General features: G+C 43.4%; 19 protein-coding genes. 7 read left to right on the top strand and 12 right to left on the bottom strand.

Features of this window, described 5'->3' with window-relative positions; genetic code table 11:
- Nucleotides 1-2: 2 nt before the first annotated feature.
- Both L1611_RS09120 and L1611_RS09125 read right to left on the bottom strand, forming a co-directional pair.
- Nucleotides 3-875 carry an aminoglycoside 6-adenylyltransferase gene (locus L1611_RS09120; protein WP_236312755.1) on the bottom strand — a complete coding sequence of 291 codons (873 nt, stop codon included), beginning with the start codon at nucleotides 873-875 and terminating at the stop codon, nucleotides 3-5.
- 435 nt (nucleotides 876-1,310) lie between these two features.
- A complete protein-coding gene (locus L1611_RS09125; protein WP_236312756.1) occupies nucleotides 1,311-3,089 on the bottom strand; it encodes a PAS domain-containing sensor histidine kinase in 1,779 nt (592 codons plus the stop codon).
- A gap of 421 nt (nucleotides 3,090-3,510) precedes the next feature.
- Between L1611_RS09125 and L1611_RS09130 the strand changes: the two genes are divergently transcribed.
- Complete coding sequence (locus L1611_RS09130) at nucleotides 3,511-4,482, top strand: LacI family DNA-binding transcriptional regulator (protein ID WP_236312757.1); 972 nt, start codon at nucleotides 3,511-3,513, stop codon at nucleotides 4,480-4,482.
- A gap of 144 nt (nucleotides 4,483-4,626) precedes the next feature.
- On the opposite strand, the gene L1611_RS09135 is transcribed toward L1611_RS09130, so the two are convergent.
- Nucleotides 4,627-5,724 (bottom strand): S8 family peptidase, encoded by a 1,098-nt coding sequence (locus L1611_RS09135; RefSeq protein ID WP_236312758.1) that lies wholly within the window; start codon nucleotides 5,722-5,724, stop codon nucleotides 4,627-4,629.
- Between the two features lie 251 nt (nucleotides 5,725-5,975).
- Here L1611_RS09135 and L1611_RS09140 point away from each other — a divergent pair, with 251 nt between their 5' ends.
- The 4 genes from L1611_RS09140 (at nucleotide 5,976) to L1611_RS09155 (ending at nucleotide 7,656) form a co-directional block, all read left to right on the top strand.
- Nucleotides 5,976-6,281, top strand: a complete 306-nt coding sequence (locus L1611_RS09140) for a hypothetical protein (protein WP_236312759.1) — start codon at nucleotides 5,976-5,978, stop codon at nucleotides 6,279-6,281.
- Between the two features lie 27 nt (nucleotides 6,282-6,308).
- On the top strand, nucleotides 6,309-6,548 hold the full coding sequence (locus L1611_RS09145) for a hypothetical protein (protein ID WP_236312760.1): 240 nt from the start codon (nucleotides 6,309-6,311) through the stop codon (nucleotides 6,546-6,548).
- A 36-nt stretch (nucleotides 6,549-6,584) separates the two neighbouring features.
- Nucleotides 6,585-6,842: a hypothetical protein gene (locus tag L1611_RS09150; protein ID WP_236312761.1), complete on the top strand. Its 258-nt coding sequence runs from the start codon at nucleotides 6,585-6,587 to the stop codon at nucleotides 6,840-6,842.
- Nucleotides 6,843-7,287: 445 nt separating this feature from the next.
- Nucleotides 7,288-7,656 carry an ASCH domain-containing protein gene (locus tag L1611_RS09155; RefSeq protein ID WP_236312762.1) on the top strand — a complete coding sequence of 123 codons (369 nt, stop codon included), beginning with the start codon at nucleotides 7,288-7,290 and terminating at the stop codon, nucleotides 7,654-7,656.
- Between the two features lie 92 nt (nucleotides 7,657-7,748).
- On the opposite strand, the gene L1611_RS09160 is transcribed toward L1611_RS09155, so the two are convergent.
- From L1611_RS09160 to L1611_RS09175, 4 genes are all read right to left on the bottom strand, one after another.
- Nucleotides 7,749-8,156, bottom strand: coding sequence for a VOC family protein (locus tag L1611_RS09160; protein WP_236312763.1), 408 nt, complete (start codon nucleotides 8,154-8,156; stop codon nucleotides 7,749-7,751).
- A 144-nt stretch (nucleotides 8,157-8,300) separates the two neighbouring features.
- Complete coding sequence (locus L1611_RS09165; RefSeq protein WP_236312764.1) at nucleotides 8,301-9,143, bottom strand: DUF2785 domain-containing protein; 843 nt, start codon at nucleotides 9,141-9,143, stop codon at nucleotides 8,301-8,303.
- 371 nt (nucleotides 9,144-9,514) lie between these two features.
- On the bottom strand, nucleotides 9,515-11,551 hold the full coding sequence (locus L1611_RS09170) for a catalase (protein ID WP_236312765.1): 2,037 nt from the start codon (nucleotides 11,549-11,551) through the stop codon (nucleotides 9,515-9,517).
- A 174-nt stretch (nucleotides 11,552-11,725) separates the two neighbouring features.
- Nucleotides 11,726-12,568: an STAS domain-containing protein gene (locus L1611_RS09175; protein WP_236312766.1), complete on the bottom strand. Its 843-nt coding sequence runs from the start codon at nucleotides 12,566-12,568 to the stop codon at nucleotides 11,726-11,728.
- A 200-nt stretch (nucleotides 12,569-12,768) separates the two neighbouring features.
- On the opposite strand from L1611_RS09175, the gene L1611_RS09180 reads away from it, so the two are divergent.
- Nucleotides 12,769-13,473 carry a spore coat protein gene (locus L1611_RS09180; RefSeq protein WP_236312767.1) on the top strand — a complete coding sequence of 235 codons (705 nt, stop codon included), beginning with the start codon at nucleotides 12,769-12,771 and terminating at the stop codon, nucleotides 13,471-13,473.
- 363 nt (nucleotides 13,474-13,836) lie between these two features.
- Here L1611_RS09180 and L1611_RS09185 read toward each other — a convergent pair whose 3' ends face one another.
- The 5 genes from L1611_RS09185 to L1611_RS09205 all read right to left on the bottom strand — a co-directional run bounded on the left by L1611_RS09185 (nucleotide 13,837) and on the right by L1611_RS09205 (nucleotide 20,581).
- The gene (locus tag L1611_RS09185) at nucleotides 13,837-15,516 is read right to left on the bottom strand and encodes a glycerol-3-phosphate dehydrogenase/oxidase (RefSeq protein ID WP_236312768.1); all 1,680 of its coding nucleotides are present in this window, start codon (nucleotides 15,514-15,516) and stop codon (nucleotides 13,837-13,839) included.
- A gap of 182 nt (nucleotides 15,517-15,698) precedes the next feature.
- Complete coding sequence (gene glpK, locus L1611_RS09190) at nucleotides 15,699-17,189, bottom strand: glycerol kinase GlpK (RefSeq protein WP_236312769.1); 1,491 nt, start codon at nucleotides 17,187-17,189, stop codon at nucleotides 15,699-15,701.
- A 16-nt stretch (nucleotides 17,190-17,205) separates the two neighbouring features.
- Nucleotides 17,206-18,048 (bottom strand): MIP/aquaporin family protein, encoded by an 843-nt coding sequence (locus tag L1611_RS09195; RefSeq protein ID WP_236312770.1) that lies wholly within the window; start codon nucleotides 18,046-18,048, stop codon nucleotides 17,206-17,208.
- Between the two features lie 240 nt (nucleotides 18,049-18,288).
- Complete coding sequence (locus tag L1611_RS09200; RefSeq protein WP_265738392.1) at nucleotides 18,289-18,849, bottom strand: glycerol-3-phosphate responsive antiterminator; 561 nt, start codon at nucleotides 18,847-18,849, stop codon at nucleotides 18,289-18,291.
- Nucleotides 18,850-19,108: 259 nt separating this feature from the next.
- Complete coding sequence (locus L1611_RS09205; protein ID WP_236312771.1) at nucleotides 19,109-20,581, bottom strand: LVIVD repeat-containing protein; 1,473 nt, start codon at nucleotides 20,579-20,581, stop codon at nucleotides 19,109-19,111.
- A 298-nt stretch (nucleotides 20,582-20,879) separates the two neighbouring features.
- Between L1611_RS09205 and L1611_RS09210 the strand changes: the two genes are divergently transcribed.
- Nucleotides 20,880-24,095: a M36 family metallopeptidase gene (locus L1611_RS09210; RefSeq protein ID WP_236312772.1), complete on the top strand. Its 3,216-nt coding sequence runs from the start codon at nucleotides 20,880-20,882 to the stop codon at nucleotides 24,093-24,095.
- The last annotated feature ends 147 nt before the right edge of the window (nucleotides 24,096-24,242 follow it).

The raw sequence follows: 24,242 nt of genomic DNA on the forward strand, positions 1-24,242 counted from the left end.
CCTTACAGTCCCTGTGTTTCTGAACCCTTAGGAAGATGCTGAACACGTCTCAGGTATGCCGAAACCTTCTGATCATCTTCATAAGGGTAGTCATAGCTGAAATAATCGGCTACACTTATCGCTTTTTTCCTGAAAAGGTCGCACATCGCAAACAGGGCATCCCAAATCCTATCATAACCTGGCCCAGGATATGTGACTACAAATTGATCCCAGTCCTCATCGTTCAAGAAGTCTCTGAAGTACTTCCCGAATTTGCCTGAACTTTTACTGAAGTTCGTCTGGATGCCGATATCCCACTCGACCATTCGGATCAGAACATTCCGATTCACCTGCTCATACATGAACATGACATATGACAATTCTTCCCGCCAAAGCCCTTTGCTGATATTCAGACAAATCCACCAGAACTCATTACATGTATCCTCGTATTCCTTTTTACCCGGCCTCTTAATATGGAAATCCCGATCATCCGATGGGGGCAGGTCACTTACAAGATCATCCTTATCCAGAAGTGGAATGCTGAGGCTTTCCCAATTGAGCTCATCTATTTTATTAATAGAGATCAGCGTCAAGTCGATCCGATTACCGTCGATGAATTGCATGAGGTAAGGGAATCTGCCGTCATCGTTGGCCAGAGGTAAAACTTTCTCCTCTGGCATCTGCATCATGATCCTCTCTCCAAAGTAATCCACCCAGCTATGATCATCCGTGAAAGAGGCGATATCGTTTACAAGATAAACAATGTCATAGTCCTGGAAGATGTCTCTTTTGACGTTTGGGTTCGCTCGGGAACCATTCAATACAACTGCTCTTATCCTTTCATCCCTTTCAGCTTTTGACAGGATCAAATCCATCATTTCTTTCTCCGTTCTCATAACCAAACCTCCATATTTTTGTTTTTTTACGATTGACTCGGTGCCATTAAGGTGGAGGTCGGGCATAAGTTGGAGTCGTGGAACGTTATAACTTATCAAAATCCTTTTTCATATCATGTCCTCCGTTCCATTTTCAGTTCTTCTTCTTTTTCTCTATCATTATCAAAAATCCTCTTTTGTCAAGAAAAGCGAAAACGCCCTGATCAGCCACGAAGGTCACTGGAAGTCCGACGAGGAGGCTCGAACCAAAGAAAGTTCGGTTCTGCGTGGGCAAACACTGCGAACTAAATCAATGTGTCGACCACCGCAGGAGGTCTGAAGTGATCCAAGTGGTTAGGCTGTAGAGCTAGACATCACTTCTCGAAACAAAATTTTTATACTGTCTTATCTGTATAAAAAACCAACTCTACTCCGAGTTGGTTTTGCGCTTTTTTTCTAAAACATCATCGGTTCTTTACATAAAGGGATCGTTATCGTAAAACAGGTACCGATGTTCGGTTCGCTTTCCACCCGCACATGCCCGCCGTGGATTTGGATTATATTGTAACTGACCATTAACCCAAGGCCATTGCCCCTTTCTTTGGTCGTAAAGAACGGTTCTCCCAACTTTTTGATCTTATCAGGGGCAATCCCTATTCCTTCATCTCTAATGGATATTTCTACCATTCCGCCAATTACTTCAAGATCAATGTGCACTTTGCCTCCATGCGGCATCGCTTCCATAGCATTCTTCATCAAATTCAAGAACACTTGTTTCAACTGATTCTGCTCACATAAAACTAGTGGGGAACTTTGGTTCAGATCGACTTCGAACTGGACATTCCTCAGGTTTGCTTCTGATTCCAGAATTGTGACTATTTGTTTGATCATAGGAATGACAGGCTTGGATACGAATTTGATGGCATGGGGCTTCGCTAAAACCATAAACTCACTTACTATGAAATTGATCCGATCGATTTCATCCAAAATGACTTGCTTGTATACCGTATTAATATCGATAAGCTGTGCAAATCCTTTTATCGCGGTAAGAGGATTGCGGATTTCATGTGCAAGTCCAGCCGCCAGCTCTCCAATTACAGACAACTTTTCAGTCCTCTGCAACATTTCTTCTGTCTTTTTCCGGACTGTGATATCCTGCTGAAAACTTATGAACTGATAAGGTTTACCGTCTTTTTCCAATAGTGGAACGACGGTAATTTCAACCCAATATTCCGAGCCGTCCTTGGCAAACTTCTTCAACTCTCCTTGCCATATTTGGCCTTTTTTAACCGTATCTAAAATCCTATCGAACTGGTTATTCGGATACGCCTCTGAACTTAATAGTCGAGGACTTTTTCCTATAAGTTCTTGTCTTTCGTATTTAGATATTTTGCAGAAGTTATCATTCACATAGATGAATCTATAGTTGTCGTCGAGGATACCGAGGATGGAAGCTTGGTCCAAAGCAAACCTGAAATCGGACAATTCTTTCAAGGTGGCCTGGAGTTTCTCTTCTGTACGTTTCTGTTCTGTAATATCGGTTTGGATCACAACCTGTTGATAAGGTTTCCCATCATTGCTTCCTAACGGGAAGATTGTCGTCTGCGTCCAGTAACACGAACCATCCTTAGCTTTGTCCATGATCTGCCCTTGCCATAAGTTCCCTTTGTTGACATAGCGCTGGGTATCTTTGAAAAATTGATCTGGATGGTATCCCGACCTTAACATCTTATAGTTACGTCCGATTAATTCACCCCTTGTATACTTTGATAATTCACAAAACTTCTCATTGGCATGGGTGATGTTGCCCAGGCGGTCTGTGAAGGCGACTATCAAGGACTCGTCGAGTGCAGCCTTGATATCCTTCAATTCCCTTTCATATTCTGAAACATCTTTCCATGTCAGAACATACCCCTTCAACTCTCCTCCTATGTAGAAACGATCAATGAGGATTTTGACTGAAGAACCGTTGCGCAAATTGATGTTCGCTTTGGTTGGAAAAGGACCATTGTAGAGCAGATTCAAGAGTGTCTCACAGCCATCCATGTCCAAAAATTCGATGTTTTTTCCAATGAGGTCTTCTTTTCCCGTTATATCCAGCTTGAAGTTCATTTGATCAATCAAGTTTACCGCATGATCATTGATGAATAAAAAATCAAGATGAGTATCCAGGATAAAAATATTGTCTCCTATTTTGTCTAGAACGGCGATGGTATCCAAAGGTAATGAATTCATAACCCAATCCCCCGTTTTTGATTTTTTACCACCCAAAATTCACATTAGAAAAGGACATGCCTATTTTCATATTCTTTCTGTATTTTGAGAAGACCTTTTATAAAATAATATCAATAAATTGGTAAAAATGGTATATGAACTTTTAAAAAGCACACTTCTCATTGAGAAAAGCGCGCCTAATGTCCTGGTTATCTTTATTCATAAAAAAAATCCTCGTATCTGTCATATGGCTTGTCACTGGTCTCCGGGTTTGTTTTCAGAACAAAATGAGCTCCTGCCAATTCCAGCAGACATAGAGAGATCAATACAATGAAACCACTTAACATGCTTACCACGTCCTTTATATGATTTAATTGATTTGACTATAATGTATGAAATGCGTTTCAGAGCAAGTGTTTTTACGAAAAAAGAGGTGAGTTACGTGACGAATATCCGGGATGTGGCGAAGTCAGCTGGAGTTTCAGTAACGACGGTTTCAAGAGTGCTGAACAACCATCCTTATGTGAGTGAAGAAAAAAGAAAGCTTGTCCTGAAAGCGATTGAAGAGATGAAATATCATATCAATATCAACGCTGTCCATTTAACGAAGGGTGTGACAAAACTGATTGGCGTTGTCATCCCTTTCATCAATCACCCCTATTTCAGTTCCATTCTGGATGGGATTGCGAACGAAGCTCGTAAGAATGATTACAAGTTGATTCTTTTTCAAACCGATTATGATTTGGACAAGGAAATCGAAGCACTGGAAATGTTGAGGATGAAGCAAATTGACAGCCTGATCATCTGCTCACGTGAATGTAAATGGAGCATTATCGAGGAGTATGAAACATATGGACCTATTGTCGTATGTGAGGACGGAGAAAATCTAGGAGTTAAATCAGTTTACATCGATCACTATCAAGCTTTTAAAACCGGGTTGGATCATCTGGTCAATCGCGGCCATAAACGAATAGGTTATTGCATCGGCAGGCGGACAGGCAAGAACAGTGAACAAAGAGAAGCAGCCTATCTTGATACGTTGGAGAAGATCGATGAACCTGTTCATGAAGATTGGATTTTCGATCAGGCCTATACGATTGTCGATGGTGAGAAAGTGGTCCATCGTTTTATGCATCTAGTAGAAAGACCAACTGCCTTGTTGGTGACAAGCGATCAGGTTGCTGCCGGGATTCTGATGCAGTGTTCAAAAGAACACATCCGTATCGCAGATGAACTTTCTATCATCAGTTTTGACAACCACCCGATTTCCGAATATTTACAACTGACAACGATCGATCTCCCATTGGAGCAAATGGGGAAGGAACTTCTTGGCGCAGTGTTGAAACCTGATCCTGTCCGTAACAGGCAGATGCCTTTCCGTTTGATTGAGCGGAAGTCAGTCAAGACGCTTTGAAGGGTGACCAGCGATCATCGGGGGGAATCGCGACAGATTCAGCGATTATTGCGACAATGTTATGAAAAATCGTGACATCATCAAAAAATATCGCGGCAATTTGTTCCTTACTCAAGCTAACTACCTTCGCTGTGAAGGTGTTTTTTAGCGCGGAAGGTTCAGCAGGGCATTGTAAGCATTGATTCGACCATATTGATAAAGTACCCCTGTACCAATAATAGATACGGTGGTCGACTCGATGGTCTGTCGGACTACCTTCGGATTTTGATTGAGTGATAGTAGTAAAGCAGCCAGCCCACTTACTAATGGTGTCGCCATGGATGTTCCTGACAGGTAACCGTAGTTTTGCGGCCCGGTGCGGTTTGGATAGGTCGGCATCGTAGATAATATATCGACCCCAGGGGCAGCGACGTCCACCCAAGAAGCTCCGAAATTTGAAAAGATTGCTTTCGTATCATTCAGATCAACGGCTGCTACACTGATACATTGAGCAAAAGCAGCTGGATAATTTTGCTGGTTCAATCCATCATTACCAGCCGCTGCCGCCATCAATACACCCTTGCTTTGGGCATATTTCACCGCATTATGAAGTGTGGCACTGAAGGCCGTTGTCCCGAGGCTCATGTTGATGACCTTCGCCCCGTTATCTGCAGCGTAGACGATTCCCTGGACGACACTGCTTAAAGTGCCTGTCCCATCATCATCGAGAACTTTGATGTTCATCAAGGTGGGATTGATCGCTAGGCCAGCAACTCCCATCCCATTTCTTGTGACAGCGGCTGCTATTCCAGCGACATGAGTTCCATGGCCATCTAAGTCTTGTAAAGGCGAGGAATTTGAAAAATTGGCAGTCAAAATGATTTTAGCTTGAAGATCCGGGTGGGTCATATCAATGCCTGTGTCAAGAATTGCAATCGGGACTTTTGTCGAACCTCTGGTTATATTCCAGGCTCGAGTGGCAACAACCTTCATAACCCCCCACTGATAGGGAAACAAGGGGTCATTCGGGACAAGCCGCTTTTGGACGATAGCTTCTCTTTCCACGTATTCAACTTCATCACAATGCGAGTAACATTGCAGGCAAGTATTGATTTGGAAAGGATCTGTCTCAACGACCTGGACTGCCAATTCCTTTATATCCCGGATTACTTTGGCGTTGGCTAGTCGATGGATTTGAGCACATTTCTGAGGAGGAGTATTATCACGAAAACGGATGAGGAGTCTATCAGGGGAGTAATTCATTTTAGCTCTTACCTCTTTCTACCATTTTTAGTAATAGTTTACGTAATTTAGTAGATTCCGGTCACGGCAAGGTAGTTAAAATAGGCGGGTTTATTACCATAAACCAAATATTTTTTAGGTATCTATCGATTTAAGTTACAAGCGTGAATGAAATTACCTTAGGGAATTGTTAGGTGCCCGTCTATACATATATGCACAGTACTCATAGGATGTAGTATATCTTTTTATCTAAATCAAGGGAGGGATTCAGATTGAGGAAAAAAGGGCTTTTGGATAAAGGGGAAACAGCCCGACACGGTAAAAAGGAAAACAAATGTAAAAGTTGTCTATGTGATCTGCTAAGAGATCTGGAAAGAGGTACTTTGATCAGATTGGCTTTTCTAGAAGACTTTTTTGAAGCAGATCAGGAATATCGTTTCGTTTGTTTTGATGATAAAACGTGCTGTGTGACATTGATCGATCCTACAGATAACAATGTTTTTATCTTGGATTGTAACGACCTTGTCGTATTCGAGATAGTTAACGTAAACGGCCCAGCACCAGGAACTGCCACCTAAGAATTACAAATTAAAGGAGGAGGAATCATGAGAAAAGATTTTGATGAGTGCAATAGTTGTATTTGTAAGTTGTTCCGTAAATTGGATTCTGGAACAACGATCCAATTTGCAATTGATGACACAGATGAATTTTTTGAAAATGAAGATTTTACATTCATTTGTCTAGATGAAAAGAAATGTTGTATAACCCTGAATAGACCTCAAGAGGATTCTATCGTATTCGTTGATTGTACTCGGATAGCTGGAGTGAAGATCATCGAGAATTAACTGAAGGAATGAATAAAATAAGGGAGGGATATCGATATGAGTTGTGGATGCAATAACAAAGATTGCAAAGGGTGTGTATGTAATCAGTTTAAAAAACTGAACGTAGGGGATGTCGTCCAAATTACTTTTGGGGATGATGAATTTTTTGAAGATCAAGACTATATATTTACATGCCTTGATCATAAAGATTGTTGTGTAACATTGATCGATCCCACCGATGATAATCCATTTATTGTCGATTGTGAGCGGGTCAAAGGGATCAAATTCATTACCAACACGAATGTAAACGGCTAGCAATTTTAACGAACTGAAAGCACCTGTATGCACCTCTTAAAGTAAACGTTATGCATGTATCCTCTTCAATCCATACTATAGATTTCAGCGATAAGCCCTGCCAATTTCCAGAGCAGGGCAACTGTGCTTTTATTTTATTTCCTTTTAAGTTTCTTCTCTCGTAATAGCCCTAGTTTTCTTGCAGCTCCCCGTTTATCATAGCGAAAGGTGACTTAGCAAGGTTCCACCAATAAAAGTAATTTTCCACCAAATCCGGTTTGTTTCGTCTATAATTGTAGGTGATTTAATGGGTGATCTTTGTTTAAATCTATTGGGAACCGTTTAATACGTTTTCTTTTAGTCATGATAGAGATCATAATGAATTCAGCTTTTCTGGGCATGAGAGTATTATCGCTTGTATTTTGCTAAATGGCCAGAAAAATCACCGTCAGAAAAGGAGTTTACTATGAATGGTTTATTAATCAAATCATCTTGGATCGATTTTATTTTAGACGGGAAGAAAACGTGGGAAATTAGAGGCTCAAATACTAAAATCCGAAGCCGAATTGCTTTGATCAAAAGGGGTACGGGGATGATATTCGGTACAGCCGATCTGATTGGTTGTAGAAAAATAAGCTTTGAAGAGTACAAAAAGGGAGAATCCTTTCATTGTGTTTCTCAAGAAAATGGTATCTCATTGCCCTACAAGAATACCTATGCATGGATACTAACTGACCCGAACTTGTTTGAAACACCTCATCCATATGATCATCCGAAAGGGGCAGTCATTTGGGTTAAATTAGACAAACACAGCTTACTTAAAGAACAAATGTGAAAATGGGCTTTCGTATAGGTTCGTAACTTCATATGAAAGCCGATCCTTTTTATCAGAATCGGCTTCGTCGTTGAGTTATAGAGTGTCATTCATTATTTGGTGCAGTTCAAGTCCCACGTTATTCCGTATGCATCCGTCACCTTGCCATATTTCGCTCCCCAAAATGTATCCTGCAGTTCCATCTGAACTGTACCATCTTTACTTAGACGATCGTAGAGGCTTTGGATTTCGTCCTCATTTTCCAGTTCAAGAACCAATGAGATATTGCTGCCTTTTTCAATACCGTGTCCTGGAAAAGTATCAGAAACCATGAAGAATAACTGACCCTTCTTGAACTTGGCATGCATGATCCGTTCATCCACTTCTGGAGGAGTGGGGAAATCCGCCTCACCGAATGTTTGGCTTTCAATGATCTCACCGTCAAAAAGATCCTTGTAAAAACCTAGTGCTTCCTTCGCATTTCCATCAAACGTCAGATAAGGTACAGCTTGATTTTTCATTGTTCCACTCTCCTAAATTAAGTTTGGTCACTTCATCATTATACTCTTTAATTTACATTATAACAAGAACAATTGTTCGTACTTTTGAGATTTTTTAAAAAATGGAAACCATCATTGATTTAAAAGCTGAAAATAATCTATCTTTCAAGTATAAAGTGTTTGGTAATCTTTTATAAGGTGACTTTCAATCGTATTACAGCAATGTTGAGTATCTTTTTTCGACTTGAGTAAAAAGTAAAGCGTCTTTAGAAAGTTCGTAGTATTGGTACGAAAAAGAAAGAAGGAATGAGACCAACCTTCTTCCTCTTTTATTTGAATTTGAGAACAGATCGAGTCCAACCACATATTCAATTGGCTAGGTGTCAAACCTTTCCGAAGCATCCGATCAATTACGACCGTCAAGCGTTCATCTTCATTGTCGGTATAAACTCCATCTTCCCGTCCTATGCATGTCTTGATTCCTTCCAAATAAATTGGAAATAACCTATCAGAGTCGATAACCGGGTGCTCAACTGCAGAAGCAAGTAAATCAGCTCCGTGTGCCACTGCATGTGCCCATCCTTTCCCTTCTACAAAACCTCGATAGTCTTTTTCACGCAGTATGTAATCAACTGATCGATTGCAAGCTTCTTCTATAAGGGGGTCAGGAAGAAAACGCCTTTCTGCATCTACTTTTAACAATAATGCTGCTAATAGAGCAGAAAAAGAACGTACGAATACAGCGTCTCCCTCGCTTTCTTCAATACGATGAAACAAATGATCTTCATTTATGCTTGTCTGTAAAAGGTCCATCATCAATGACTCAGATAGATGTTTTTTTGTGATCAATCTCACAAATGTACTATAGATTAACGTATCCCGCAGTTCAGGATCTGTATCCCCGATGTGTCCTAACATATCCTGTACAAGGTTTTCTTTATCAACTATTTGGAGATTCTCTTCGGTCAAATGCTTTATCTTTTTTAGACGTAATTTTAAATCCTGCATCATATTCTCCTTTAGCAAATGTTGTTTCTATGTACATATCTGCTGCTTATTCATCCATATTTGCGAATTTTCCAGTATGTGGATATGTTATATTTTCGTCACAAACCATTAAATCCCTTTCTAAAAATAAGAAAAGCGCCCTGTTTAGTCCACAGGTCACTGGAAGTCCGACGAAAAGGCTCAAACCAAACAAAGTTCGGTTCTGCGTGGGATAACACTTCGACCTAAATCAATGTGTCGACAGCCCCAGGAGGACTGAAGTGATCCAAGTGGATGGACGTTGGAGTTAGACATTCCTTCATCGAGAATAGCCTTTTATATTTAATAAAGCCGATCCCAACACTGAAGGTGTCGAGTCGGCTTTCATCCATTTAAACTAGTTCTCTATCCCAATGGCGGTGTACGGCGATTGCCTCTACGAATTGATTAGTGAATTCGTTGATATTGTCACCGATCACAACGCCAGGGCTTTTGTCTAATCCTAATTTTTTGATCCATTCTGTCCCTTCATGCGTTGCTCCGATCGGTTTGAAATGGTTGAATGCTTCGGAGATGAAGTAGGCTGTATCATTATAAAACTTCTTGTCCCCCTCATTTCCACCTACAGCATAGACCGCATCGAACAAGACAGATTCAGCAGTCAGGAATGTATGGTCCACCTCAAGCGTCTTACCATCTGAGGTATAGACCTCGCCCAGCTTATTACTGACGATTTCAGGTTGAACGCCTTTTTCCTTTAGTTCATCCAACACTGAGGTAACCCCTTTACTATTGAAGTCAGCGGCAATGATAACTGCAACTTTCCGAGTATCAGGTTTCTTTACTGTATTATCCATGCTTAACGCAGGCGAAGCTTTTGTGACATTGGAATCCTCGCCTTGAGGTTTTTCAGCCCCGATAGCATCAGCCACATCGGTTGCTAATTCTTTGCTTACATTTGCGAACATGTCGACCACTTGCTGCTGCACAGATTTGCTCTCCACTTTTCCAAGTTCAAAACTGAAGGCTTGTTTGATATCCTCTTTTTCATGCTTGGTCATGCTGTTCCAAAACAAGGTTGCTTGTGAGAAATGATCCTTGAAGCTATCACTTCTGGCACGGATTTTATGACCTTCCACTTTTTCTTGGTAGTGTTTGAATCCACCCTCTTCTTCACTCGCTGTTTCTGGGGTGTTTTGGGCAAGTGAGTTTTTATGATAGCTGACTTGTCCTTTGTTGATTGTATGGCGCCCGTAACCATCACGTTGATTGTTATGGAATGGACATACTGGCCTGTTGATCGGCAGCTCATGGAAATTCGGACCGCCTAGGCGGATCAACTGGGTATCTGTATATGAGAATAATCGGCCTTGCAGTAACGGATCGTTTGAAAAATCAATGCCTGGGACAACGTGTCCCGGATGGAACGCCACTTGCTCCGTTTCTGCAAATACGTTATCTACATTACGGTTCAAGGTCAATTTCCCGATCAACTTTACTGGAATCTCTTCTTCCGGCCAAATTTTTGTCGGGTCAAGGATGTCGAAATCAAACTTGAACTCATCATCTTCTTTTATGATCTGCACACCTAATTCGTACTCTGGATATTTTCCATTTTCAATCGATTCATAAAGGTCTACACGATGGAAGTCCGGGTTCTTTCCGGATATTTTCTGTGCTTCATCCCATACGAGAGCGTGCGTTCCGAGTACTGGCTTCCAATGGAACTTAATAAAATGGGCTTCTCCTCTTTCGTTTACGAACCGGAATGTATGGACACCGAAACCTTCCATCATCCGGAAGCTCCTTGGTATTGCCCGTCCAGACATCGCCCACATCACCATATGAGCAGACTCCTGGTTATTTGCTACGAAATCCCAGAAGGTGTCATGGGCTGAAGCAGCTTGCGGTATTTCATTATGTGGCTCAGGTTTTAGCGCATGCACAAGATCCGGAAATTTCATTGCATCCTGGATGAAGAAGACCGGAATATTGTTTCCTACTAGATCGAAGTTCCCTTCATCTGTATAAAATTTCGTCGCAAAACCGCGTGCGTCCCGTACTGTTTCAGCAGAACCTTTTGATCCAGCCACGGTTGAAAAACGGACAAATACAGGCGTTTTCTTAGATGGGTCTTGCAAGAAATCGGCCTTGGTGTATTTTTTCATCGATTCATAGACCTGGAATTCACCGTGAGCAGCAAATCCGCGAGCGTGTACGATCCGTTCCGGAATACGCTCATGATCGAAATGCGTCATTTTTTCTCGAAAATGAAAGTCCTCCATCAATGTCGGACCACGTTCACCAGCTTTTAATGAAAATTCATCCTCAGACACTTTAACACCCTGGTTGGTCGTCAATTTCTTACCTGAATCATCCACACGGTCTTGTTCAAGCTGTTCATGTTTCTTATTTTGTTTATCGCTCATCACGCCTTCCTCCTTAGGACGTTTATTATGTAATAATGATTACACATTAGGGATGTACCCTGCGGAGGAAACGACGAAACAGGTTTACTTTATATGAGTCGATACTACTAGGTGGGACCTAATTGGATATAGTAGTGGGGGTGTGAATTGGGTTTGAAGTGTATCGCTTGCCTATTAGTCAGATTGTTCTTCCCCTGTAAAGACATCTGTGATTGCTTGCTGTAAGTTCGCTTTCACTTCAGCTTTATCCCTGAAGGAAAGTCCTTCTTTCACCATCTTGCTTGCTATATCGGCACGCGTTCCTGTGATGATCGCTTCACAGCCCATCAATGAAATGCCATCAATGACTTTCAACAAGTGGTGAGTGCCTTCACCCTCCATGTCTGCTACTCCTGATAGGTCGATAATCAAGGTTTGAATTCTTCCCTTGCCCACTTCAGCCAAAACTTTATCTTTTATTGTTTCGGACCGGGAGCTATCAATCGTTCCGATTAATGGAAATATCGCCGTCGTTGAGCTGATCGGTATGATTTGTACAGATAGATTTTCCACCAATTTCCGTTCTGCTTCAAGCAACTTATCTTTATACGTTGAGTAACTGATAAAAAATACATTTAGAAATTTGTCGATCTGTTCATTGATCGTTTTTTCCAATGCATAAAATTCTTCTATACAATCAGATTTATTCTGTGTTTGATCATATCTATAGAGGAAACTCCAGAGGGTTCTTCTGATTGCGTGCACCCAATCCAGTTTGAAGGTCAATGTCATAGAATGCCTCGCCCATACGATTCCTTCTTGCTCAGCAAATTTCTCAAGATCTTCTGTATTCTGCTCCACAACATATCCGATAAGCCTATGGGCGTTTTTAATGAGATTAATGTTCCCGATCATTTGGATCTCTTCGATTTTCTCTTTTACATTTACTGCTTCTGCCAGCAAATTTTCTTCAATTTCCGTTTGATGTTGATGGAAAAATTCCTTGATCTGCTGCCCTTCTTGCAATACTAAACTCACTGCAATCACTCCCAAAAAGAGAAAATTTTTTTAAAAAAATACAGGCACATCCCATATATAGGCGCTTTCTTTATCTTAGCAAAGTCAGATAATTCCGTAAATAAAGAGGTATTGAAAATATAAGTTTCTTCTTTTTAATACATGTTTTCCACCTTAGTAGAAACACTAATGACGTAAAAACTTACGCAGGAGGAAAAGGAATGCAGAATCAAATGAATCCAAACATTTCCCAACAGCCGAATACAAAGCCGTTTGGAATCCAAAATGGAAACTTACAACAGCAACCCCAGTCACAGCAGAACATGAATCCAACACCAAACCTGGTTCCCCCAAGTATGGCACATGGCGGCCACGAAATATTCGATAGCCATGAAGTATTATCTTCAATCAAAGGCATGCTCGATCAGTATCTCCTTTATGATCAATTCATCAAGGATCAAGAGCTGCGCACGATGCTTTATCGCCAACACAGCTTCATTACCGACCTGTATAACACCATAGTAGAAACCTTCACGACAGGACAAAAGCCGACTCACTCAACACGCGTGTATAAGATGCAGCAAAACAATGACACGATTTATGGGCTGACACCTGGCCAACCGAAAAAGCCATTCACCTCTGCCAACCAGGTGAATGATGAAAGTGTGTCAGGGTATATGCTAGGTTTGGCTAAATCCACTGCATCGTTATTTGCGATGGCAGCATTGGAGATGACCAATCCTGTATTAAGGAGGGTCATTGCGGATAGTGTGCCGAACTTTATCGAAATGGCCTATGAAATCTACCTGTACCAAAACAAGCATAATTATTATCAGGTGGCACAGCTTGCTCAACAGGATATGACGCAAATGCTGCAAAGCTATGCACCCGCTCAAAACATCCAGCAGAATCAATACAGACAATGATATGAAAAGCGCAAACGCCCTGGTCAGCCACGAAGGTCACTGGGAGTCCGACGAGGAGGCTCGAACCAAACAAAGTTCGGTTCTGCGCGGGTCAACACTTCGATTTAAATCAATGTATCGACCGCTGCAGGAGGACTGAAGTGATCCAAGTGGTTGGGCGTTGGGCTGGATATGAGAAAAGCGCAACAATCTTTTTATACTTTCAAATATGAAGCTGGCCCTTTATACGGCCAGCTTTTTTCATTCTGTTTTGATATGCGGTTTCATGTCTAATCTCAACTTTTTAGTGTTTATTCCTAACTTTAGGTTGTTTATTCCTAACTTTGCTTAGTCAATTTGCAAGTCGGTACCTTCTTAAAGCGGTTATATCGCCGTTTCCTCTTCTTTCAGATCAAGCGGGGTGATGGAATGGGTGAGGTGTTCTTGAAGCTCTGCCTCATACCTATGCTTTTCTTCCTCTGTCCATTCAAGCTGGTCTGCCATCCATTCGATTACAGCTCTTTTCCATTTGTAGACCCATTCGATATCGAAGAAAAGCGCTCCGGTACGACGGATGAAAAAATCGATCGGCTTGCTTGCCATTTCTGCATCGATACTGTATTGGAGGATAGCATGGAGGTACTTGGGCATCGATACTTCCTCTTCAAGACTTGTATAGATATCATATATATGATCGATGTTCGAACCGTAACGTTGGACTAATCTTTCAGCGAGGTTTTCATCAAGCCCGAGCCGGACACCTTGTTCAGTCTTCTCTTCTTTGAATGCAAGAAAATTCTTAGACCCACCGACGTCTCCTCCAGAAATCGGCATGTGCTTTGTTCTGCAACCAGGGAATGTTCCGAATCCCTGTTCGTTCAATTGCTCTGTCACTAAATTGACGATGCTTTCTGCCATTTTACGATATCCCGTCAACTTTCCTCCAGCGATCGTAATCAGTCCCGATTCAGATATGAAAATTTCATCTTTACGGGAAATCTCCGACGGATCTTTACCTTCCTCATGGATTAAGGGTCGCAGTCCGGCCCAGCTGGACTCGACGTCCTCAGCGGTTATCTTCAAGTCCGGGAATATGAAATCAATCGCATCCAATACATATTCACGATCCGCATGTGTCATCCTTGGTGTCTTCATATCGGATTCATAATTCGTATCCGTGGTACCTACATAGGTCTTACCGTTCCTCGGAATCGCAAAGACCATCCGCCCATCTGGTGTATCAAAGTAAATCGCCTGCTGTAAAGGGAACCGTTTCTGGCCGAAGACGAGATGGATCCCTTTCGTCAAATGCAACGTTTTCCCCTGTTTCGATTTGTCACGGTCTCTCAGAGTGTCGACCCATGGACCGGCAGCATTGATGATCTTTTTCGCCCGAACCTTATACGTTCCATTACTTAATTGATCCTTCAGGACCACGCCCACTGCCCGACCGTCTTCGTATATGAATTCTTCCACTTTCACATAATTGAGTGCATGAACGCCATGTTCAACACCTTTCTTGAGGACTTCAATTGTCAGTCTGGCGTCATCGGTACGATATTCTACATAGTAGCCGCCGCCTTTCAAACCTTCTTTTTTCAAAGTCGGTTCTTTCTCAAGTGTCTCGGCAGCGCTGAGCATCTTCCGTCTTTCGCCTCGTCTTACACCTGCTAAAAAGTCATAAACCCACAAACCGAACGATGTACTGAAACGACCGAATGTCCCCCCTTTATAGATTGGCAAAAGCATCCATTCCGGGGTGGTGACATGAGGTCCATTTTCATACACGATTGCACGCTCTTTACCGACTTCTGCAACCATCTTGATTTCAAACTGTTTCAAATAGCGAAGACCCCCATGAACCAGTTTCGTCGAACGGCTCGATGTTCCAGCTGCAAAATCCTGCATGTCGACAAGGGCGATATTCATCCCTCTGGCAGCTGCATCAAGCGCAATGCCAGCCCCGGTAATTCCGCCTCCGATCACGAATACATCATATTCTTCACTTTCCATGGTTTGCAGTTTCTCTATACGGTCTCTGCTTGTAAAAGATGGTTTCATCATTTGCACTCCTTTTTTATAGAACCCTTACAAAGTTTCTTCCACAATACGTTTATCGATTTTTGGTTTTAAAAAACAAAAAGAGACCACAACTTCCCTATAAAATCATATGACCTTATCGGGTGTTGTGGTCTCTCCGTTTCTCCGACCAGCAATATTAACTTACTTTTATCGTAGCATACTTTTTATTTGAATGCCATAGTTGCGTGTACCGCTTTTTTCCAACCTTCATAAAGCGAATTACGTTCCTCTTCACCCATGTTGTCTTTAAAGGTATGATCCACTTTCCACTGTTTCGAAATTTCAGAACGGTCCTTCCAATATCCTACAGCAAGGCCTGCCAAATATGCCGCGCCCAATGCAGTCGTTTCGTTTACGACAGGACGTTCGACTGCCACTCCCAGTATGTCGCTCTGGAATTGTGCGAGAAAATTGTTCTTCACTGCACCGCCGTCTACACGTAAAGCCTTTAATGATATACCTGAATCTGCCTCCATTGCTGTCAATACATCCTTCGTCTGATAAGCCAATGATTCAAGCGTAGCTCTTACGAAATGTTCCTTGGAGGTTCCGCGGGTGATCCCGAATACCGCCCCTCTTACATCACTATCCCAATATGGGGTACCAAGTCCTACAAAAGCTGGAACGACATAGACCCCTTCGGTCGATTCTACACGCTCGGCATATTTTTCACTGTCAGAAGCATGGCTGAACATCCTCAACCCATCACGGAGCCACTGGACCGCTGAACCTGCAACAAAAATACTGCCTTCAAGCGCATATTCGACTTTGCCATCGATTCCCCAAGCGATTGTCGTCAAGAGCCCATGATCGGAGCTCACTGCTTTTTCACCTGTATTCATCAGCATGAAGCAGCCGGTCCCGTATGTGTTTTTCGCCATTCCTTCTTCATAACAGGCTTGTCCGAACAGAGCTGCTTGCTGGTCACCTGCAACCCCGGCAATTGGGATCGACTGGCCGAAGAAATGATGCTCTACCGTATGGCCATAAACTTCGGACGATGGTTTTACTTCTGGAAGCATAGACTTCGGTACTTCGAGAATATCGAGAAGTTCTTCATCCCATTTCAATTCATGGATATTGAACAACAATGTCCTCGAAGCATTGGAATAGTCGGTGACATGGGCTTGTCCGCCTGTCAGTTTCCAAATCAGCCACGAATCGATGGTTCCGAACAACAAGTCTCCAGCTTCAGCTTTTTCTCTCGCACCTTCTACATTGTCAAGGATCCACTTCACTTTGGTTCCAGAGAAATAAGCATCGATCAAAAGGCCGGTTTTTTCTCGGAATGTATCATTGTAACCTTTTCCTTTCAGCTCTTCACAAATACCAGCCGTCTGCCGGGATTGCCATACGATTGCGTGATAGATCGGTTTTTCCGTCGTCTTGTCCCAAACCACAGTGGTTTCCCGCTGGTTCGTGATACCAATAGCAGCAATTTGTTCAGGGTTTGTATTGGTTTCGGATAAAACCTGCGCAATGACGGCCAGGACCGACCCCCAAATTTCATTGGCATTATGCTCCACCCAGCCTGACTTTGGAAAGTGCTGTTTAAATTCCCTTTGTGCAGTATGGACAATTTCCCCTTCCTTATTGAACAAGATCGCCCGTGAGCTTGTCGTCCCCTGGTCCAATGATAGAATGTATTTTTCCATGTCAATTCCTCCCCTATTATTGAATTGTTTCTTTAAGGCTTGCTGTCGTTGCTTTATTTTTGATCGGCAACTCTTTTTCACTCGTCATATAAGCTGCTGACAACACGAGTAAAATCATGGCTCCTACGATCCAGAAGGCCAACGAATCGATGCCTAAGAATATCTTTTTATAAAATAGGGCTCCATACACCCCTCCGAGAATCGGCCCGACGATAGGGATCCAGGCATATCCCCAATCTGATGTCCCTTTACCTGCAATAGGCAGGAGAAAATGTGCGATGCGGGGACCTAAGTCACGTGCAGGATTGATCGCGTAACCCGTTGTTCCTCCAAGTGACAAGCCGATCGCTACAATCAAAAATCCGACAATGAGCGGGTTCAACCCTTCCGTAAACTGATTCGCCCCGATCGCCAGCAACCCAAGCAGAAGGACGAACGTACCGATAACCTCACTTAACAGGTTCGAAAAGGAATGCCTGATTGCAGGGTCTGTTGAAAAAACCGCTAACTTCAATTCCGGTTCTTCCGTTTCCCTCCAGTGAGGCAGGTAATGGAAGTACACGATGACAGCCCCAAAAAATGCTCCGATCATCTGGGCTGTTATATACATAGGGACCTGTGACCAAGGAAATTCACCGATCGAAGCAAGACCCAGTGTTACTGCAGGATTGATATGTGCCCCACTGAACCCGCCGACGGCATAGACAGCTACTGCAACAGCCAAGCCCCATCCCATCGTAATGACGATCCAGCCGGAATCTTGTGCCTTTGTCTTTTTTAATACGACACCACCGACGACGCCACCTCCCAAAATGATCAAAATCATTGTTCCTATAATTTCTGCCATGAATGTCGACATGATGCTTCCTCCTATTGATAGATTGGAAACCTTTACAAAAAATAAGTAGTTGTAGGGATCATCTGCGCAGAATGATCTTCATATGTTTCGCCATGCCTGATGAAAATAGAAAAGTCCACACATATCCACTCATTTATAAAAATGAGTGGACAGGTGTGGATCTCCTCGTCTCCGTCACATGGCTATTAACTTGTACACTACGTTACACGATGAGGAAAGCGCTGTCAATATCTGTTTTCATTACATTCCTATTACAAAATGTTTCCAGAGACTCGCCCTTGATGTGGTGGCAGCTGTCGCACCGGCTGATAGGGCATTTTCGACATCTTCGACCGTACGGACCAGTCCGCCGGCAAAAATAGGGATCCCTGTTTTTTCATGTACTTCCGTTATGATTTCCGGCATAATGCCTGGCAGGACCTCAATATAATCAGGCTGCGTTTTTTCAAGTAACGCATAGCTTTTCTTCAAGGCGCTTGAATCGAGTAGAAACAGCCTTTGTATGGCAAGAACCCCTTTTTTCTTAGCGGTCATGATCACGCTTGCCCTGGTCGAAATGACCCCGTCGACTTTTATATCCTGGGCTAGGAATGCTGCTGCATGCTCGTCATTTTTCAATCCCTGGATCAGGTCGACATGAACCAGGAGCTTCTTGCCATGACGTTTTGCGGTTTGTGTAATGCTCCGGAGTTGGCTGATATGGCTGTCGAGCAGGACAAGATATTCATAATTGCTGTCGAGTAATTTCTCGAAATCTTTCATATTCCGGATTGCGGGCAATATTTTCTGTTCTATCCCCAAATGGACCACTTCCTTTACCATCGACTTCGTGAAGTCATTTAAGTGATAGAATCATTCTATCCCTATATATCATCATTATCAATAAAAAAGCGGAAGGCACCCGGTCAGCAACGAAGGTCTCGCCTGGCTCGCTTTTCCCGCAGGAGTGTAGCGAATTTCGCTTAAATAAAACCAAGCTTCGTTACACTTATTCTTCAAGTGTGAATAATCATTGGCGCAAAAAAAGACATGTATGACAGCCTTAGTGTATTTTACGTCCCTAGTGTTTATGGGACATTTTTTCCTGTAGTGCATCTGATAATTGTGAAGCTGGAACCTGGATCATTTCTGTACTGATCGGAGCTTCAATCGCTGACGTTTGTTCAGGAGCTTTATCTGGAAGAGTGACTTTAAGGATATCGAGTCCTCTTGTCGGATCGTATGCATAAACAAAGTTCGACTGCCCCCCGGTCATGACTCCATTCATATCGCGGGCAGGGACCCAATCCGCTCCCCAAACTTCTTGCATTCCGGTGAACCAGTAGCCGACCTGTTTGATATCAGCCGGGTTCCTTACATCCAGGATCCTGACACCTTGCTGGTAAAAACCGATTGAAACGAATCCTTCCTCATGATAGGACGAGTAATGTGCCGAACAGATGAATCCAGCCTGTGTATCGATATTTGTATCCAGGATTTTCGAATTCCAGGAATCCAAAGGCTCGATCGTTCCTGTTCCCGGTTCAATGGCAGACTTATCCTGCCCTGGCGTTTTTTTGAGATGCTGGACATGCCACGTCTGGAATGATCCTTCATCTTCACACGTTCCCGGATGGAGATAGTCCTCTTCCGTCACCATCAACACTTCTCCAGGACGGATTTGGTCTCCGGTCCTTTCTGTACTTTCATCCGTTTCCATATCCCCTTTGCCGCGATTTTTGAATTGGTCTCCATCCGGCCGGAGTGTATTATGGTGGATGAAAGAATTCCACTCTGTCCCGTGCAATCCTTGTTCATCAGTTGAATTAAGCACGACTGGGTTCAACGGGTCTGATATGTCATATGCCACCGTTCCTTGCAATCCTGTAAGCCATGCTATTCCCGCTGAATCAATATCCCAATCGTGTCCGGTCGTACCGACTGAACTCGCATGTACTTTCTCTTCAAATGGTTTTGTAAGGTCTTTTAAATTGATGATGGAAAAGGCGGGGTTCCCTTCATCATCCACACTTCCTGACGTATAGGCATACTCACATGCTTCCGATAAGCAAGTCACCGTATGGGTCCGGGTCGTTGTCTTGATCCGTGATGCGATAAAGGGATTTTCAGGGTCTGACACATTAACTACTGCAATTTCTTTCCCAGTCGAAATGCTTTTATCCTCAAAAGTCGGGGTGACGCCGACAGGATCGTATCCGATCAGCATGAATTTGCTCCCATCAGGACGTTCCCCAAAAGCACCATCTTCATTTTCAAAATGAGCCTGAGCCGTTTTTCCAGTCAGCTTCGGATTGGCAGGATCCGAGATATCATAAACCGAAATCCCTGATAGTGTATTTGCATACATATAAGGTTCATCCTTCGAAAAAGAAGCCGAAATGATCGTCGCTTCAGGAATATTAGCGACCAATTGGACATTGTCACTCGATAACACCGGTACATCCGTTTCCCCCAACAATTGCATATCCGCGGCAGCGGCACTTTGCCCGTACATCCATAACATCATGACCAACGCGATGGCGATCCTTTTCATTTTTTCATCCTCCCTGTTTTCTGTCCTTTCCTCCATTCCATGAAAACACCATCATTCCTACAGACTAAAGTATAAAATCGGAGTACTACCAGTAGTCTATTTTGATGTCGTATTTGGTTGTAGGCCAGATGAAAACAAGGCGGTTATTCAGGAACCATATATCTTTAGTTGTATACAAGAATAGTCCTTACAAATAAACTGAATAGGCTGTTGTCAGTATTTGCAGTGATATGTAGAGGAAACTGCAATTTCCTGAAGAAAAATGCAACCAAATACAATTTCCAGGGGAGGTTTCATTTTGAAAAAGCGAAGTATACTGACTGCGTTAACTCTTACATTGCTCGCAGGACAAGTCCTTGTGACGAGCGGTGGAAATGCAGCACAATCCATCGGTTCGAACAGTGATGATGGAGAACATGTACATGAACATTCTGCAGTGGTCGATGTCCGGGATGTCACAGAACGGGTTCTGCCGACAGATGTCCAGCTCGATGCTGCTGATACCCTCATCGAAAATGCTGGTGCAGGAACGAAGATTGATTGGAACAGCCTCTTCGGCACTCCATCTGCCATCATGAAAGAAAAGGGCTATCTGACGGAGGGTTCCAGTGACGATGCCGAAACCATAGCACGTAACTGGCTGAAAGAAAATGCGGGGCTCTTCGGGCTTTCCGTTCAAGAGATCGATTCTTTGAAAGTGAGCCGTGACTACTCGATGAAAGGAACAGGTCTTCACCCCGTGACATTCCAACAGACCTTTGATGGGATCGAATCGGTTTATGGCGGACGGATCATCGTTGCTGTCAATAAAGATGGAAAAATCCTATCTGTGACCGGTAATGCGAGCCGATCCAAATCTTTAGCCAGTGACTTCGAACTCTCTTCTGCAGATGCGTTGAATAAAGCGGTAGAAATCCAAGCAGGGGATCTTGACTATACCCCGGAATCCGTTGGGACTGAACATGGTTGGGATGTTTTCAGCGGCGGGGATGTGCTTCCTGCCGAACAACGCGTGAAAAAGGCCACCTTCATAACGAAAGACGGTGTCCGACCAGCCTATCGCGTTCTTTTCATTGAAGAATTGAACGAAGGCTATGAGCTTGTCATTGACGCCGAAACTGGCAAAGAGTTATATAAACGCTCACTTGTCGATTATTTATTCGAGCCAGAAGGGTTGATTTTTGAAAATTATCCTGGTGCCCCTAAAGGTGGTACTCAAACACCTAAGTCGTTCAAAGGTGACCCTGATGCTTCTCCACAAGGATGGCTTTTACCAGGCACCGATTTAGGTGTGACGACTTTCGGGAATAACGCAAATTCTTTTGCGAACTGGAGCAACTTCCTTGTCCCAGCTGATCAAGCTGTAAGACCTGTTGCACCTACTGGGGAATTCAGTTATCTATTTAAAAATTCTTGGCAGGAAACCGAAGGCCAGACGGTCCCGCCATCTTATGCTGACGACATCAACAGTGCATCGACCAACTTGTTTTATCATCATAATCTGTTCCATGATTACTATTACAACTTAGGCTGGGTAGAAGAAGCAGGTAACTTGCAGCTGTCGAACTTTGGGAAAGGCGGACTTGACGGAGATGCAATCCTTGGTCTGGTCCAGGCTGGCGCAGTATCTGGCGGTTCACCGACTTACACTGGACGTGATAATGCTTACATGCTGACGTTGCCTGATGGCATCCCTGCATGGAGCGGAATGTTCTTATGGGAACCGATCCCGGGGGCATTTGAAGGCGAATATGCAGACGGGGACTTTGATGCAGGAATCATTTATCACGAATACTCCCACGCCTTATCGAACCGGCTTGTGGCTGGTGGCGAAGCGCTTGGCAGCCATCAATCCGGCTCTATGGGTGAAGGTTGGGGCGATTGGTACGCCATGCACTACCTCGCCAAAAACGGCTTGCAGGAAAAACCTGTCGTCGGTGCATATGTAACCGGCAATGATGAACGCGGTATACGCAGCTATTCACTTGATGATGCACCATACAACTACGGGGATATCGGCTATGACATTGTAGGTCCTGAGGTCCACTCTGATGGAGACATCTGGGCGGCGATCCTATGGCATATGAGAGAAGAATTGATTGAACGTTACGGAAAAGAAAAGGGTGAATCCGTTGCGGAACAACTTGTCATTGATGCAATGCCGATTTCAGTACCAGATCCATCGATGACGGATATGAGGACAGCGATCATTGCTGCAGACTTCGAGCGATATGGCGGTGAGCATTATGATGCCTTATGGACTTCTTTCGCGCAACGCGGATTAGGAGCTGACGCCAAATCGAACAGTGGTGATGACACGGACCCTGTTCCAGCCTTCAATCATCCAGATGGTGAGCGAAACGGTCAACTTGTCGGGAAAGTAATCAATGAGTCAACGAATCAGCCAATCTCGGATGCTCGCATCACGATCGGAGAATTCGAGGCACGTACGACCCCTGTTTCAGTTACGGGTGAAAAGGGAAGTTTTGCAACCTATATGACGGAAGGAACCTATGACATCACGATCCAGGCAAAAGGATTCGGTTCCCGAACGATCCGTGATGTTGAAATCAAGCCAGGTGAGAAGAACCGTTTAGCGTTCAATTTATCCCCGAACGTTGCTTCCTCCTTTAACGGTGCAGCAATCAAGAGTGTTTCTGGGGAATCTGACAGTAATCCTGTCAAACTCGCAATTGACGATACTGAAGCAAGTGTCTATGCATCTGACACACAAGAAAATGGTTTCAAAGGATCAGAATTCGTGGTCGATTTAGCGGGGGATAAAGCAGTAGACGTGTCCCATATCCAGGTCAGCGCAGCGAAGGATGTATCAGCAAACCGTTTTGCGACTCTCAAAAACTTCAGCGTCCAAGCTTCTGTTGACGGTGAAAACTGGACAACTCTCGTCCGGGATGAATTTGACGCTCAAAAACCGAGACCGACGATAGCAGATTTACATTATCGAGGATTCGATCTGGAAGAACCTGTCCAGGCGAAATACCTCAAGTTTGTGGCTCATAGTGCTCAGGATATTTCCAAAGGCTATGTCCAGGTCGCAGAGCTTCAAGCATTTTCAGAAGGTAAAGCAAGAATCGAGCCAATTGTCGAGGAACCGACGGAGCCATTTGTGGCTGAAGGATCAGTCCAGGCTGGCAATGCCGGAACAGGTATCGGAAGCCTTGCAGGTGTTCCTGCGACACTGGCTGTTACGGAAAATGAGTTTGTGACAACACAAAATCCTGAACCTGCATCCCAGGGATCAGATGGTTATGTAATCACACTTCCCGAGGAATATAGTGATGGCATCCATAACTTTATGTTGGAAGGATCAAGCGAAACCGATTATGACTACGATGTGTATTTCTATAATAAAAACTTCGAATTGATCGGCGGTGTCGCCACAGCAGGTGCCAATGAATCCGGGGTGGTTCCAGGAGGTACGAGGTACGTTTATGTCGGCCTCTACTCTGGTGTGGATGTTCCATTCACTTTTACGGCGAAAAGCCCGTATTGATAAAGATGAAAAGCGGCTACAGAAGGATTGGTCTTCTAGCCGCTTTTTCGTTTTTTAAGATCATTTTGGAGTTGTTAAGATAATTATGTAGTTGTTGGGATAATTTTGTAGTTGTCGAGAAAAATTTCAAGTTGTAGCGTTAAGATC

Origin of the sequence: Pseudalkalibacillus salsuginis, assembly GCF_021646685.1 — a bacterium.
GTDB lineage: Bacteria > Bacillota > Bacilli > Bacillales > Fictibacillaceae > Pseudalkalibacillus > Pseudalkalibacillus salsuginis.

Excerpts from the sequence above, each read along its gene's own strand:
- L1611_RS09170 (WP_236312765.1), bottom strand. The coding sequence starts at position 11,551 with ATGAGCGATAAACAAAATAAGAAACATGAACAGCTTGAACAAGACCGT.
- L1611_RS09150 (WP_236312761.1), top strand. The coding sequence starts at position 6,585 with ATGAGTTGTGGATGCAATAACAAAGATTGCAAAGGGTGTGTATGTAAT.
- L1611_RS09195 (WP_236312770.1), bottom strand. The coding sequence starts at position 18,048 with ATGTCGACATTCATGGCAGAAATTATAGGAACAATGATTTTGATCATT.
- L1611_RS09125 (WP_236312756.1), bottom strand. The coding sequence starts at position 3,089 with ATGAATTCATTACCTTTGGATACCATCGCCGTTCTAGACAAAATAGGA.
- glpK (WP_236312769.1), bottom strand. The coding sequence starts at position 17,189 with ATGGAAAAATACATTCTATCATTGGACCAGGGGACGACAAGCTCACGG.
- L1611_RS09205 (WP_236312771.1), bottom strand. The coding sequence starts at position 20,581 with ATGAAAAGGATCGCCATCGCGTTGGTCATGATGTTATGGATGTACGGG.
- L1611_RS09135 (WP_236312758.1), bottom strand. The coding sequence starts at position 5,724 with ATGAATTACTCCCCTGATAGACTCCTCATCCGTTTTCGTGATAATACT.
- L1611_RS09155 (WP_236312762.1), top strand. The coding sequence starts at position 7,288 with ATGAATGGTTTATTAATCAAATCATCTTGGATCGATTTTATTTTAGAC.
- L1611_RS09145 (WP_236312760.1), top strand. The coding sequence starts at position 6,309 with ATGAGAAAAGATTTTGATGAGTGCAATAGTTGTATTTGTAAGTTGTTC.
- L1611_RS09185 (WP_236312768.1), bottom strand. The coding sequence starts at position 15,516 with ATGATGAAACCATCTTTTACAAGCAGAGACCGTATAGAGAAACTGCAA.
- L1611_RS09120 (WP_236312755.1), bottom strand. The coding sequence starts at position 875 with ATGAGAACGGAGAAAGAAATGATGGATTTGATCCTGTCAAAAGCTGAA.
- L1611_RS09160 (WP_236312763.1), bottom strand. The coding sequence starts at position 8,156 with ATGAAAAATCAAGCTGTACCTTATCTGACGTTTGATGGAAATGCGAAG.
- L1611_RS09180 (WP_236312767.1), top strand. The coding sequence starts at position 12,769 with ATGCAGAATCAAATGAATCCAAACATTTCCCAACAGCCGAATACAAAG.
- L1611_RS09165 (WP_236312764.1), bottom strand. The coding sequence starts at position 9,143 with ATGCAGGATTTAAAATTACGTCTAAAAAAGATAAAGCATTTGACCGAA.